The organism is Saccharopolyspora halophila, from assembly GCF_039531955.1.
GTDB lineage: Bacteria > Actinomycetota > Actinomycetes > Mycobacteriales > Pseudonocardiaceae > Saccharopolyspora > Saccharopolyspora halophila.
Genome location: NZ_BAAARA010000007.1, coordinates 182,574 through 195,865 on the forward strand (window position 1 = coordinate 182,574; position 13,292 = coordinate 195,865).

The following is a 13,292-nucleotide window of genomic DNA, read 5'->3' on the forward strand; positions in this document are numbered from 1 at the left end:
CGTAGCGAGGAGTTTTCGCATGAGCGCACAGGAAACCGTCTGCCCGCGCTGCGCGGACCCGAACATCCGCAGCGTCACCACTTCCCCGGTGCCGGGTGCCTGGGAGGTGCTGCAGTGCCCGCGCTGCCTGTACATGTGGCGCACCACCGAGCCCGCCAGGCGCAGCAGCCGGGAGCACTACCCGGAGCAGTACCGGCTGACCGAACAGGACATCGAAATCGCCTCGGAGGTACCGGCGATCCCGCCGCTGCGGTGATTCAGGAGACGCTGCGGCTAGGAGTTCGCGTGGCGGTGCGCGCAGCGGAACCTCGGACGCCGGGCGGGACCCGCGACTCGAGCAAGCGACCTGCGCGGCGCCGCCGTCGTCCTCGCCCGGCGTCCGAGAACCCGCCGCAGCGCGGGCTGAGTCCCACACCGCATGCGGATCCGCCGCGTTCTCCATGGACCCGTTAACGTCTAGAGGCGCTCGGTGAGCATCGGCATCCCTCGTCCGTCGAGATCACCGAGCGCCTCCTTCCGTCCGGCCAGGGCTAGCAGCAACGCTTCGCCCGGGCCGGTGACCTCGGGTCCTTCGCCGTGCGTCCAGTCGAGATCGGTGGCACGCGCGGTCAGGCCCTCGGCCCGCTTCTTCGCACCGGTCGGCGGGGCTTTGAGCGCCAGATCGAGCACCACGCGCAGCCGCTCCGCCGGGATCTGCCTGGGCATGCCCAGCGGGCGCCGGATGTCTTGGTGGTGGATCGTGCCGTCGACCAGCGGGATCTGGCCACCGAGCGCCGTGATCGGCCCCGTGGGGCGCAGATTCGCGCGCAGCACGGCGAGGAGTCGTTCCGCGCCGAGTTCCGCGTAGTCGGCGACCCCGAGCTCGTTGATTCGGTCCGGCCGGAAACCGCCGCGCACGGCTCGCTTGAACACGCCGAACCAGCTCAGCTCGTCGTAGCTGATCACATGAGCGACCACGCGGCGCACGCTCCAGCCCGCGCACAAGCTGGGCGATTCCCACTGCTCGGGCGTCAGCGTCTCGAGGAAGGTCAGCAGATCGGTGCGCTCCTGCACCGCCATCTCCAGAACCTCTGCCCGATCCGCCATCTTTGCCCCCGTTGTCCGATGTGCACCCAAGCCTGGCCGGACCCCGCAGCGGTGTCAATCGCCGCCCTCGCGGATGCCCCGCGCGCACCCCGTGATCACTCCGGCAGACCCGGCCCCCGGCAGTGCCGGTCCCGGCGCGGGAGCTCGCCGTCGACCAGGTAGGCGGCGACCGCGTCGTCCACGCAACGGATCCGCTGGCTGGCGAACACGCCGTGCGAGTAGCTGCGGTCCGCGGTGATCATGCGGGAACCCGGCAGTTCGGCCTGCATGCGCAAGGCCCCGGCCCGCGGCGTGGTCGGGTCGTGCTCTGCCTGCGTGAGCAGGATCGGCGGCATGGCGGGATCACCGAAGCGGGCCGGTTCTTCCGGAGCCGCCCAGTAGGCGCACACGTCGGCTTCCAGCCCGGTCAGGATCGGGAGCGGATCGGCGCGGCGCAGCGCCCGGACGTCCTCGACGACCTCGGCGGGGCCGGGCCGACGACTGTCCGCGCACTTCACCGCGCGCAAGGCGGCTTCGTAGTTGCGGGACTCGGCGTCGGTTTCGGGCAGCTGCGGTTCGAGCCCCGCGGCATCGCCGGTCCGGACGTAGGAGCCCAGCGCCCGCGCGAACGGTCGCCAGCGCTGGGTGCGCGACAGCGTCCGGTAGACGAGGTTGTCGAACTCGGCCGCTCCGAAGGTGCCGCGCGCCGGATGCTCGGCGAGGTCCGCGCGGGCGCGGGCGTATGCCGCGCGGACCTGCTCGCGCGTGTCGCCAAGGGCGAACTCCGGACGGTCAGCGATCCACTCGAAGAGGGTTTCGCGCTGATCGAGCATGGCGACGGCCTGGTGGACGTCGAAGTCGTGCCAGTCATCCGGACTCACCACGCTGTCCAGGACCATCCGACCGACGTGGTCGGGATGCTCGGCGGCGTAGGCGGCACCGAGGTAGCTGCCGTAGGAAACGCCGAGGAAGTTGAGTTCGCTCTCCCCCAGCGCTCCCGGACGCGGTCGACATCGCGCGCGGTGTTCGTCGTGCTCATCAGCGCCGCGTCCGGGCTTTCCCGCAGGCAATCCCCCGCCATCGCGCGCGATCGGCTCAGCCGGTCCTGTTCGGACGTATCATCGGCCGGAACCGGTTCCGGAGCGGGATGTTCGAAGAGACCGCCGAGCTCAGCGCGGTCCAGCGGAGCGCTGCGGCCGACGCCGCGCGGGTCGAAGCCGATGATGTCGTAGGAGCGCCGCACCCGCTCGGGCAGTTTGGCGCCCTTCTCCACCGCGTACTCCAACCCGGAACCGCCCGGACCGCCCGGATTGACCAGCAGCGCGCCCCGGTACTCGTCCGGATCACCCGATGCCCGCACGCGCGAAACCGCGATCGAGATCCACCGGCCGTCCGGATCGGCCGTATCGACCGGCGCCCGCACCTCGGAGCACTCCGCCCCCTCGAACGGGCAGGGGCCGAACACCAGCGGATCCGCGCGCACCGGAGCGGCGCTCAACAACGGGACCACCAGAACCGGGGCGAGCAGCGGACACAGCGTTCGGGTGATCACGATCGGTCACATCACTTTCACCGGATGGAAGGTTGAGCCACTTCTTGAAAACGATTATCATCACCGATCGTTGCCCCGTAAACATCGGATAGGAGTCGTCGTGGGTCACCTCTTGTTGGTGGAGAGCTGGGTAGGCGCGATGAGCACGCTGCTGCCCAGAGGCATCCGCGAGGGCGGCCACCGGTTCAGCTTCGCCACCCGGGACCTGCAGCACTACCTGCGCTCGACACCCGGCCCTGGACCGCATCCGCTGCTGGGCGCGGGCAACGTGCTGACCGTCGAGACCAACGACCCCGACGAGCTGCTGCCGCACCTGGAGCGGCTGCAGCCGATCCTGAACTTCGACGGCGTCGCGACCTCGTGCGACTACTACCTCGGCACCGCCGCCCGACTGGCCGAACGACTCGGCCTGCCCGGACCGCCACCCGAAGCCGTCGAGCGGGCCTGCGCCAAGGACCGCACCCGGCTCGCGCTGCGCGAAGCCGATGTGCCGGGGCCCGCTTTCGCGCTCGCCGAATCGCTGCGCGGGTTGGAAGAGGGCGCGGCGGCGCTGGGCTATCCGCTGGTGGTCAAGCCGGCGGATCTGTGCGCGGGGATGTTCGTGCGCGAGGTGGCCGATGCCGGTCAGCTCCGCGAGGCCTTCGAGGACATCCGGAGTTTCCCGGTCAACGCCCGAGGCCAGCAGCGCAGTCCCGTGGTGCTGTTGGAGGAACGGCTGACCGGGGCCGAGGTGAGCGTGGAAACGGTCACCTTCGGCGGGCGGACCGCGGTCGTCGGCGTCACCGACAAGAGCGTCGCCGGCGCACCGTGGTTCGTCGAGACCGGGCACATGTTCCCGGCCGCGCTCGACGCAGCCACCGAGCACCGGGTCACCGAGACCGCGGTGGCCGCCATCGAGGCCCTCGGGCTGGACAACACCGTGTGCCACACCGAGCTCAAGCTCACCGAGGACGGGCCGAAGCTCGTTGAGGTCAACCCGCGACCGGCGGGCAACCAGATCACCGAGCTCGTCCGGCGGGTCACCGGTATCGACCTGCCCGCCGCCTACGCGCAGGTCGCACTTGGCGAGAAACCGGACCTGTCCAGGGTGGACACCGGAGCCGCGAGCGCGGCCATCTCCTTCCTGCTGCCACCGAGGTCCGGACCGATCGAGGAGATCCGCGGCACCGAGGCGCTGCGAGACCCGGCGGTGGCCGATTTCCGGGTCAAGCCCAGCGGGCATCACGCCGGCGCGGCCACCAGCAACAACAACTACCTCGGGCACGTGATGGTCACCAGCGAGCGGCCGGGCGCGGCGCGCGCCCGCGCCGAGGCGCTGATCGGGTCGCTGGACGTGCGCTACGCCGAGGACGCCGCATGACCGCGCCGCGATCGATGGACGAGCTGATCGAACAGGTCCACGACGGACACCACGGCGAGCAGCTCGCGGACGCCTCGGTCAGCGTGGGATTTCTTACCCAGCAGGGAGTTCGGCACGCGTCACGACGAAGCTCCTACCGCAACCACGTGCTGAGCCTGCGGGTCGACGAGGCCGTTGGCTCCTGCGCGGTGGAGCCGGGAGAACTCGGCGAGGACGTGGTGCTGGACTGCGTCGGCGAACCGGTGCGCGAGCTCCTGCGGCATCCGCTGCCCGCGGTCCGGGTGGCCGCGCTGGACGGCTACCTGCAGTCCGTCCGCCCGCACCACCGCCACGCCGAGGAGGTCACCACCGGCCGCGGCAGCTCGCTGCAGAAGTCGCTGGACCGCGCGAAGCTCGTGGTCGATCTGCTTCCCGAGGTGCGCCGGGTGCTGGTGATCGGGGTGGTCAACTCGCTGCTGCACCAGCTGCGGGAACGCGGCACCGAATACATCGCGTGCGATCACAAGGGCGGTGCGACCGAGTGGGGCGAACCGGTGCGCACCGATGCCGCGGCCGTGCTGGACGACTGCGACGCCGTGCTGGCGTCCGGAATGGTGCTGGGCAACGGCACGTTCCAGCCGCTGCTGGAGCACGCGCGCGCCACCGGCAAGCCGCTGGTGCTGTTCGCGCAGACCGGTAGCGGGATCCTGCCGCGCTTCCTCGGCGCCGGTGTCACAGCCGTCTCCGCCGAGCCCTACCCGTTCTTCTGGCTCGACGGCGGCGCCAGCCTGCTCTACCGCTACCCGGGGGAGGTCCTGGATTGAATCCCGATCTGCTCGACCTGGTGCGCGATACCCCGCTGGCGCGGGTGTCGGCACCGCTGCCGCAACCGCATCCGGGATTCTGGGCGAAGCTGGAATGCCTCAGCGCCGGTGGGATGAAGGCACGTGCGGCCCTGTCCATGCTGCGCGGCGCGCGGCGTCGCGGCGAGCTCGCGTCGGGTGCGCCGGTGGTGGAGTCGACCAGCGGCACCCTCGGCGTGGGACTGGCTTTCGCGGGCAACGCGCTAGGCCACCCGATCGTGCTGGTGGTCGACAGCGATCTGGAACCCGGCATGCGGGCGCTGCTGCGCGCGCACGGAGCCCGGCTGGAGGTCGTCGACCAGCCCCATCCCGAAGGCGGCTGGCAGCAGGCGAGGCTGGACCGAGTTCGGGAGATCCGCCGAGCGCTGCCCGGCGCCTACTGGCCGGACCAGTACAACAACCCGGACAACCCCGCCGGATACGCCGAGATGGGCGCCGAGATCGTGCGCGGGCTGAACCGGGTGGACGTGCTGGTGTGCAGCGTCGGTTCCGGCGGGCACAGCGCCGGAGTGATCCGCGCGGTCCGGCGGCGCTGGCCGCACGCGCGGCTCATCGGGGTGGACACCGTGGGCTCGACCATCTTCGGCCAGCCGGCGCGCCCGCGCGTGATGCGCGGGCTGGGCAGCAGCATTCACCCGCGCAACGTCGACTACGCGCAGTTCGACGAGGTGCACTGGGTCGGCCCCGGGGAGGCGGTGTCCGCCTGCCGGACGCTGGCGCGGGACTCGTTCGTCACCGGCGGCTGGAGCACCGGTGCGGTCGCCGTGGTGGCGGCGTGGGCGTCGCGGGTCGAGCCCGGCGCGAACGTGGTGACCATCTTCCCCGACGGGCCGCACCGCTACCTGGGGACCGTCTTCGACGACGACTTCTGCCGAGCGCGCGGACTGCTGGACGACCCGATCGCGACCCGGCCGATCGAGGTCGCCCACCCCGATGTCGAGGCGACCGGGTGGACGCGCTGCCGGGTGGTCGTCGATCCGCTGCTGAACGTGGAGGTTCCCGCGTGAGGTTCACCTGGGCGGCAACCGGTCTCGCGCTGCGCGAGCCGTTCCGGATCTCGCGTTCGGTGATGACCGAGCGCGAGGCCGTGACGATCACCGCCGAGCACGAGGGCGTCGCGGGCCACGGCGAAGTGGTCACCAGCGTCTACTACGGACTCGACGTGTCCCGCATCGAGGAGGAGCTCGAAGCGGCGCAGCGGCAGCTCGCCGGGAGGACACCGGACGAGGCGCTGGTCGGCGAGCTGCCCGCGGTCTCTGCGGGCGTTCGCGCGGGGCTGGACGCCGCCCTGCACGATCTGGTCGCGCGGATGCGCGGCGTGCCGGTCCACGAGCTCGTCGGGGCCGCTCTGCGGCAGCCGGTACCGACGGCGCGCACGATAGGGATCGTCCCGACCGCCCGGGCCGTGGCGGCGGCCGGTGACCTGACCCGGCGAGGGTTCCAGGTGCTCAAGATCAAGCTCGCCGGCGGCGCCGACGAGATCGCCCGCCTGGCCGCGATCCGCGAGGTCGCTCCGGACGCCCGGCTGCTGCTGGACCCCAACGGCGCGTGGGAGGTCGCCGAGGCGAAGCGGATGCTCTCCGCCGCAGCGGAATTCGAAGTCGACGCGGTGGAACAGCCGATCGCGCCGGGACACCCGGACCTCCTCGCCGAGGTCGCCGAGTCGTCTCCGGTACCGGTGATCGCCGACGAGGACGCCCGCAGCGCCGAAGACGTGCGTCGGCTCGGTTCGCGAGTGCACGGGGTCAACGTCAAGCTGCCCGAGTGCGGTGGAATTCGTGCCGCGCGCGAGATCATCGACACCGCACGCGGTTTCGGCGTCGAGGTGATGCTGGGCTGCCAGGTCGCCAGCTCGCTGGGCATCGCTCCCGCGGTGCACCTGAGCGGCCTGGCTCGCTGGGTCGATCTCGACGGCCACCTGCTGCTCTCCCGCGACCCGTGGACCGGCCTGGGCGGCGAGAACGGTCTGCTGCGCATCGCGGGCGACGTCGGTTTAGGGGTGCATCCCTCGTGAGCACCTGGCGGCTCCTGCGCGGCCATCCGCTCGCCGTGCAGGTACTGCTGGTCAACCAGCTCGGCGTCAACACCGGCTTCTACCTGCTCATCCCCTACCTCGCCGGTTATCTGGGGCGGGATATCGGGCTGTCGGCGGCCGTCGTCGGGGTGATCCTGGGCGTGCGCAACCTCAGCCAGCAGGGCCTGTTCCTGCTCGGCGGGTCTGCATCGGACCGGCTCGGCGCGCGCGGCGTGATCATCGCGGGCTGCGCGCTGCGCTCGATCGGGTTCGGCATGTTCGCCTTCGGCACCGCGCTGCCGGTGCTGCTGACGGCCTCGGTGCTGACCGGACTGGCCGGGGCGCTGTTCAACCCGGCGGTGCGCTCCTACCTCGCGCAGGAGGCCGACGATCGGCGGGCCGAGATGTTCTCGCTGTTCAACGTCTTCGCCAACGTCGGGATGCTGCTCGGCCCGCTGCTGGGCAGCGCACTGCTGCTGGTCGACTTCCGCGCTTCGGCGGTCGTGGCCGCGGTGATCTTCGCGCTGCTGACCATCGCGCAGGTCCTGGTGCTACCGGCCCGAGCGGTAGTGCGATCGGAGACCTCGGTGCTCGCCGATTGGCGCGGGGTGCTCACCGACCGCCGGTTCCTGGCCTTCACCGGGGCGATGACCGGGCTGTTCGCGCTGCAGAACCAGCTGTACCTGGTGCTGCCGATGCAGGCGCAACGCTTCACCGGCACTTCCGCATCGGTCTCGGTGATCTTCCTGGTGTCCACGGCCGCGAGCCTGCTGCTGCAAGTGCGGCTCACCCGATGGTTCAGCGGGCGCTGGAGCCGCGGTCGATCGATCACCACCGGACTCGCGGTGATGGGCGGCGGTTTCGCGATCACCGCGATCGCCGCGACCCTGATGCCGGAGCAACCGGCCGCCAGCGCTGCCAGCGCGGCCCTGCGACTGATGCCGGTGCTGGCGACCGCCTTCGCTCTGTCGGTCGGCGTGATGCTGGCCCAGCCGTTCGTCTACGAGCTCATCCCGTCCTTCGGCCGCACCGAGCTGTCCGGCACCTACTTCGGCGTGTTCTACCTGGCCTCGGGTCTGACCGCGGCGGGCGGGAACGCCTTGATCGGCATGGCCACCGACGTGGCCGGGGCGCGCTGGCCGTGGCTGCCCTCGGTGCTGTGTGTAGCCATCGGCCTGGCCTCGGCGCTGGCCGCGCTCATCGCGCACCGGCGCGGCGTCATCGATCCGCGCACCGAATCGAACGAGGAGATGGCGTGCCCAACTTCCTGACCGACAACCCGGCCATCTACGAATCCTGGTTCCCCGATCCCGAGCACGTCGCCGCCCGGTTCGTCGAGGACCTGGTGCACCGCTTCGGCGGCGGCGGCGACCTGCTCGACATCGGTTGCGGCACCGGACGTGACGCGCGCTACTGGAGCGCGCGGGGATACCGGGTCACCGGGCTCGACAGCTCGCCGGAAATGGTCGCGCACGCCGCCCGGCACTGCCCGCGGGCGCGGTTCTCCGTGGCCGACATGCGGAACTTCGCGCTGTCGTCCGATTTCGACGTGATCACGTGTCTGGACAGCGCGCTGCTGTACTGCCACCGCAACAGCGAGCTCGACGCGTTCCTGACCCGCTGCGGGAAGCACCTTCGGCCCGGCGGGCTGCTCATCGCCGAAGCGCGCAACGGGGCGTTCTTCCTGGGCAACACCGAGCTGCTCGACGGCGTGCGGGACCGCACGCTCAGCTACGAGGGCGTGGACTACCGGTCGCTGACCCGCTTGTGGATCGACCACGCGGAACAGCTGCTGCGCCGGGAGCGGCGCTGGTCGTGGCCGGGCGCCGACGAGCTGGTGCAGCACTCGGAGTGGCGGCTGCTGTTCCCGCAGGAGTTGCGCCACTTCGCCGCCCGGCACGGCTTCGAGGTGCTGGCGCTCTTCGACGAGCCCGGCCCGCGCACCGATTCCCCTTGGCGGGCCGACGCCGAGCTGTCCGAACGCATGTCCGGCGACCGGCTGCACCTGGTCGCCCGGCGCATCGACTGATCGCATCCCCGCACCCGAGTGAGGAGACCCGCAATGCACGAGCTCGATCGACGCGGCTTCCTGGGCCTGACCGCAGCGGCCGCGTGATCAGGTGGCGCGCTGCTGGCAGGCTGCTCGCCCGCAGGCGCGCCCCCGGTCGGCCCGCCCAAGCCGGCGGGCGGTTGCGCGCCGCCTTCTCCGGCGGCGGATCGGCCGAAACGCTCGACCCGCACGAGACCGACCTCTACATCGAGATCGCCCGCGCCAAAGCGCTCTTCGACAAGCTCGCGGACTACGGCAGCGACATGTCCCCGCAGCCGCGCCCGGCCGAGCGCTGGGAATCCTCGACCGACCTGCGGACCTGGCGGATCACCCTGCGGCAAGCGAACTTCCACGACGGCCGCCCGGTTCGGGCAGCGGACGTGTTGGCCAGCTACGCGCGCATCACCGAACCGTTGTACGCGGCACCGGAGTTCGCGATGCCGATCCTGCTGGTCGCCGTGTTCGCGGTCCAGCTGGGCTGGTTCCCGCCCACCGCGATCGGCGGGTCGCTGCCGATCGATCCGGCGCTGCTGGTGCTGCCGATCACCGTGCTGCTGCTGCGTCCGATCTGCTCGCTGAGCCGCCTGGTGCGCGCGGGATGATCGATGGCCAGCGATCGCCCTACGTCGAGCACGCCCGCCGCCTCGGGCTCTCCGCCACGCGGATCCGGTTCGCGCACGCGCTGCCCAACGCCGCGGCGCCCGCGGTGCAGCAGCTCGCGCGCACGGCCGACTGGCTGATCGATCGTGGTGGAGGCGATCTTCGTCATTCCTGGTCTGGTAACCGCGCTGCTGGAAGCGATTTCGGCCCGCGACCTGCCGGCCATCCAGGGTCCGTCGGTGGTCTTCGGCCGCACCACGGTTCTGGTCAACCTCGGCGCGGACCTCGCGGCCCGCGCGCTGTCCCCACCTCGGAGATCGGCCGATGACCAAGTGAGCGATCCCCGTCCTGCTTGTGGCCGTGCCGGTCCTGGTGGCCCTGCTCGGACCGCCACGGACGACACCAGCAAGGACGTTGCCTTCCCTGTTCGGTGGCGGGCACCTGCTCGGCACCGACTTCCTCGACGGAAGCGGGAAGACCACCCTCGCGCGCTGCCTCGCGGGCCTGCACCGCTTCAGCTCCGGCGAGCTCGCGCTCGGCGGCCGCACGTTGTCCCCGGTGCTGCGCCGCCGATCCCGGGAGCAGCTGGCGCGCGTGCAGTACGTGTTCCAGGACGCCCGCGCCTCGTTCGGCGAGTTCACCTCGGTGCTGCACCAGGTCGCGCGCACCGCCGAGCGGCTTCGCGGCGCGCCCCGCGCCGAGGCGCGTACGCGGGCCGCCGAGGAATTAGCCGCCCTCGGCGTGCCCGAGTCCACAGCGGCGCGTCTGCCCGCGGCGCTGTCCGGCGGCGAGCTGCAGCGAGCCGCGCTGGCCCGCGCCACGCTCGCCGAGCCGGACCTGCTGATCTGCGACGAGATCACCTCGGGCCTGGACGCCCGGCGCCGCGCCGAGCTGCTCGACGTGCTGGCGAAGCTGCAGCACAACACGGGCTGCGCGCTGATGATGATCACTCACGACGTGCGCGACGTCGCCGCGTCGGCACACCGCGTGCTGGTCGTCGACGAGGGCCGGGTCGTCGAGCGCGGTCGCGCCGCGGAGGTGCTGGCGGCGCCGCAGCACCCGGCCACCCGTGCGCTCGTCGAGGCCACCTCCCCGGAAACCGCAGGTCGGATCACATAGCGAACCACGAATTGAATACCATTTTCAACAACTGGATCCAATGAGGGAGGTAATCGTGGCGGAGCTCGCACAACGGCAGGTCGGTCGCTACGCGGTCCGGGAAGCCGGGCCCGCGGATGCCAACGGCGCCCGGTCGGTCATGCTGGACACCTTCTACAACGTCTTCGGCCACGGCTACCGCCCGCGCTGGCACGGCGACGTGATCGACATGGACCGCGCCTACTTCTCGCACCCCCGGCAGGCGCTGTTCGTCGCCGCGCTGAACGACGAGGTCGTCGGCACCACGGCCGTGCGCGCCGACGGGCCGAAGAGCCCGCCGCACGCCCCGTGGCTGGCGGAGCGCTACCCGTCGGGCAGCACGGCGCAGGTCTTCCGCGTCTACATCCGCCCCGAACACCGCAGGAACGGCCTGGCCCGGGAACTGGTCGACCTCGCCTGCCGGTTCGTGGCGCGCACGCCCGGATACGAGCGGATCTACCTGCACACCAACGTGGAGATCGAAGGTGCGGAACCGTTCTGGCGCAGCATCGGCACGGAGATCCACGATGGACGGACCGACCCGGCGCACAGCCCGGCGGTGCACTTCGAGATCCCGATCCCGGTGAGCGGTGACCAGCAGGTATCCGATCTCGCCATGCCGGCAGGCCACTCGATCGGTTGAAGACTGTCGCGTGGTGACCTCGACGCAACGCGATGGGAACCCGCAGATGGCTCAATGGGCACATGGCGGGTGAGCTCGACATCGAGTATCGGACCATTCACGGGTATCGGCGGGCATTCCGGATCGCCGGTGACGGACCCGCGCTGCTGCTGATCCACGGGATCGGCGACAGCTCGCGCACCTGGCGAAAGGTGTTCAAACCGCTGGCCGAGCACTACACCGTGATCGCACCGGACATGCTGGGGCACGGCGACTCGGACAAGCCCAGGGCCGACTACTCGGTGGGCGCCTACGCCTGCGGAATCCGGGACCTGCTCGCGGTGCTGGGGATCTCGAGCGCCACCGTGATCGGGCACTCGCTGGGCGGTGGTGTGGCGATGCAGTTCGCCTACCAGTTCCCCGAGCGCTGCGAACGGCTCGTGCTGACCTGCCCGGGCGGCGCAGGACCGGAGGTGCACCCGGTCCTGCGCGCGCTCGCCGCGCCGGGAGCCGAAGCGGCGTTGCCGCTGATCACCGGCACACCGCTGAGCAAGCTGTCCGCCATGCTCGGACCGGTCCCCCGCTGGACCGGGGAACTCGGCATGGGCGAGGACTACGAGTTCGTGCTGGACTGCTACACCGCGATGCGCACCGCCACCGCGCGGGCGTCCTTCCTGCGGACGCTGCGCTCGGTCGTCGACGCGAGCGGCCAGGTGGCCTCCATGCTGGATCGCTGCTACCTCACCGAGGGCATGCCGACGTTGCTGGTCTGGGGCGAGCGCGACCAGGTCATCCCGGTCTCGCACGCCGAGATCCTGCACGAGGCGATGCCGTGGAGCCGCCTGGAGATCTTCCAGGACGCCGGGCACTTCCCGCACCTGTCCGAACCGGAGCGCTACGTCGACCTGCTGAAGGGATTCGCGGCCGAAACCGAACCCGCGCACCACGATCCGGACCGCTGGGTCTCGCTGCTGCGGCAAGGCGGGCCGAACCCGTTCCCCTCCAGCGGAACCTGACGGGCTCGGCGAACCGGCGCGTCAGCTCCGGATTCGGCGCTGGGCGATCGCCACGAACCCCGGGTTGCCGGTGTCCAGACCGTGCAGGCCCAGGGACACGCCGAAGCGGAAACCGCTGAGCAGCTCGATGTGCTCGCGCAGCCGCGGACGCGGGAGGCCACCCGCGGCCCGGTAGGCGGCGAGCAGGCGTTCCAGCCCGGCCTCGCCGAAGGCGTTGTGCACCGCGACGAAGTCCACGGCCGGATCGTCGATGGCGGCATCGGTCCAGTCCAGCACTCCGAGCAGGCGACCGCTCTCGTCGACCAGCGTGTGCCCGGGATGCAGGTCGGCGTGCACGAAGCAGTGCTCCCCCGGCCAGTGGCGATCGTCGTCCAGCCAAGCGCGCCACAGCCTCGAACGCGCCGCGGGCACCTCCAGTTCGGTCTCCGCGCGCCGCAGCTCGACGCCGAGCTCCTGCCGCAGCCCATCCGAAGCCGCGATCCCCAGTGCGGCGACGTCCTCGGCCGGGATCCGGTGGAGCTCGGCGATCACTTCGCCCAGGACCTTGAAGAATTCCGCCGGCGCCTCGGTCCACCACTGGTACTCGAGGGTCTCGGGGTGTTCCGGGGCCAGCGGGCGGCCTGGCAGGCGCCGGTAGGCGACCAGCTCGGGCGAGCAGATCTCCCATTCCGGCAAGCGCACCCGCAGCCGCGTGCGCAGGTATGCCAGCAGCCGGCGTTCGACCTCCAGCTGCTCGGCGACCTCGGTCCGGCGCGGAACCCGGAGCACCCAGCGCACGCCGGCGGCGTCCACGGCATGTCCGACCCGGAAGTCCCAACCGGTCTCGTCGACGTCGAGCACGCGCACCCGGAGCCCGTGCCGCCTCGCCAGTTCTTCGAGCACGGCACGACGATAGCGCGGCGGTATCGCCGCCGTCCCGACTGGCGATAGTCTGCGCACCGCAGAGGCCGATCCTGCGGATCGGTGGTAACTCCGCCGCGGCAGCCCGCCGCGGCGCCGGTGGTCGGCGGATACCGACTCGGAAGCGGGCGCGG

General features: G+C 71.3%; 15 protein-coding genes. 11 read left to right on the top strand and 4 right to left on the bottom strand.

Translation table 11 applies throughout. The features are described 5' to 3' along the window. Positions 1-19 precede the first annotated feature (19 nt). Positions 20-256 (top strand): non-oxidative hydroxyarylic acid decarboxylases subunit D, encoded by a 237-nt coding sequence (locus tag ABD289_RS11920; protein WP_344130222.1) that lies wholly within the window; start codon positions 20-22, stop codon positions 254-256. Between the two features lie 200 nt (positions 257-456). Here ABD289_RS11920 and ABD289_RS11925 read toward each other — a convergent pair whose 3' ends face one another. The 3 genes from ABD289_RS11925 to ABD289_RS11935 form a co-directional block, all read right to left on the bottom strand. Then, positions 457-1,086 (bottom strand): maleylpyruvate isomerase family mycothiol-dependent enzyme, encoded by a 630-nt coding sequence (locus ABD289_RS11925; protein ID WP_344130225.1) that lies wholly within the window; start codon positions 1,084-1,086, stop codon positions 457-459. Between the two features lie 95 nt (positions 1,087-1,181). Then, complete coding sequence (locus ABD289_RS11930; protein ID WP_344130583.1) at positions 1,182-2,057, bottom strand: alpha/beta hydrolase; 876 nt, start codon at positions 2,055-2,057, stop codon at positions 1,182-1,184. Further along, entirely contained in the window at positions 1,943-2,617 is a 675-nt protein-coding gene (locus ABD289_RS11935; RefSeq protein WP_344130228.1) for a hypothetical protein, read from the bottom strand. The genes ABD289_RS11930 and ABD289_RS11935 overlap by 115 nt, the downstream gene beginning before the upstream one ends. A 100-nt stretch (positions 2,618-2,717) precedes the next feature. Between ABD289_RS11935 and ABD289_RS11940 the strand changes: the two genes are divergently transcribed. The 10 genes from ABD289_RS11940 to ABD289_RS11985 all read left to right on the top strand — a co-directional run bounded on the left by ABD289_RS11940 (position 2,718) and on the right by ABD289_RS11985 (position 12,258). Then, on the top strand, positions 2,718-3,977 hold the full coding sequence (locus ABD289_RS11940; RefSeq protein ID WP_344130231.1) for an ATP-grasp domain-containing protein: 1,260 nt from the start codon (positions 2,718-2,720) through the stop codon (positions 3,975-3,977). Beyond that, complete coding sequence (locus ABD289_RS11945) at positions 3,974-4,780, top strand: Rossmann-like domain-containing protein (protein ID WP_344130234.1); 807 nt, start codon at positions 3,974-3,976, stop codon at positions 4,778-4,780. The genes ABD289_RS11940 and ABD289_RS11945 overlap by 4 nt, the downstream gene beginning before the upstream one ends. Beyond that, positions 4,777-5,826 carry a PLP-dependent cysteine synthase family protein gene (locus tag ABD289_RS11950; RefSeq protein WP_344130237.1) on the top strand — a complete coding sequence of 350 codons (1,050 nt, stop codon included), beginning with the start codon at positions 4,777-4,779 and terminating at the stop codon, positions 5,824-5,826. The genes ABD289_RS11945 and ABD289_RS11950 overlap by 4 nt, the downstream gene beginning before the upstream one ends. Continuing rightward, a complete protein-coding gene (locus ABD289_RS11955) occupies positions 5,823-6,833 on the top strand; it encodes a dipeptide epimerase (RefSeq protein WP_344130240.1) in 1,011 nt (336 codons plus the stop codon). The genes ABD289_RS11950 and ABD289_RS11955 overlap by 4 nt, the downstream gene beginning before the upstream one ends. Beyond that, the gene (locus ABD289_RS11960) at positions 6,830-8,104 is read left to right on the top strand and encodes an MFS transporter (protein WP_344130243.1); all 1,275 of its coding nucleotides are present in this window, start codon (positions 6,830-6,832) and stop codon (positions 8,102-8,104) included. Before ABD289_RS11955 ends, ABD289_RS11960 begins: the two co-directional genes overlap by 4 nt. After that, positions 8,089-8,862, top strand: a complete 774-nt coding sequence (locus ABD289_RS11965; RefSeq protein ID WP_344130246.1) for a class I SAM-dependent methyltransferase — start codon at positions 8,089-8,091, stop codon at positions 8,860-8,862. Before ABD289_RS11960 ends, ABD289_RS11965 begins: the two co-directional genes overlap by 16 nt. Positions 8,863-8,945: 83 nt before the next feature. Then, a complete protein-coding gene (locus tag ABD289_RS11970; protein ID WP_344130249.1) occupies positions 8,946-9,485 on the top strand; it encodes an ABC transporter substrate-binding protein in 540 nt (179 codons plus the stop codon). 412 nt (positions 9,486-9,897) lie between these two features. Then, positions 9,898-10,602 (top strand): ATP-binding cassette domain-containing protein, encoded by a 705-nt coding sequence (locus ABD289_RS11975; RefSeq protein ID WP_344130252.1) that lies wholly within the window; start codon positions 9,898-9,900, stop codon positions 10,600-10,602. 55 nt (positions 10,603-10,657) lie between these two features. Continuing rightward, the gene (locus ABD289_RS11980; protein WP_344130255.1) at positions 10,658-11,263 is read left to right on the top strand and encodes a GNAT family N-acetyltransferase; all 606 of its coding nucleotides are present in this window, start codon (positions 10,658-10,660) and stop codon (positions 11,261-11,263) included. Between the two features lie 62 nt (positions 11,264-11,325). Next, the gene (locus tag ABD289_RS11985; protein WP_344130258.1) at positions 11,326-12,258 is read left to right on the top strand and encodes an alpha/beta fold hydrolase; all 933 of its coding nucleotides are present in this window, start codon (positions 11,326-11,328) and stop codon (positions 12,256-12,258) included. Positions 12,259-12,279: 21 nt separating this feature from the next. On the opposite strand, the gene ABD289_RS11990 is transcribed toward ABD289_RS11985, so the two are convergent. Further along, positions 12,280-13,140 (bottom strand): macrolide 2'-phosphotransferase, encoded by an 861-nt coding sequence (locus tag ABD289_RS11990; RefSeq protein WP_344130261.1) that lies wholly within the window; start codon positions 13,138-13,140, stop codon positions 12,280-12,282. Positions 13,141-13,292 lie beyond the last annotated feature (152 nt).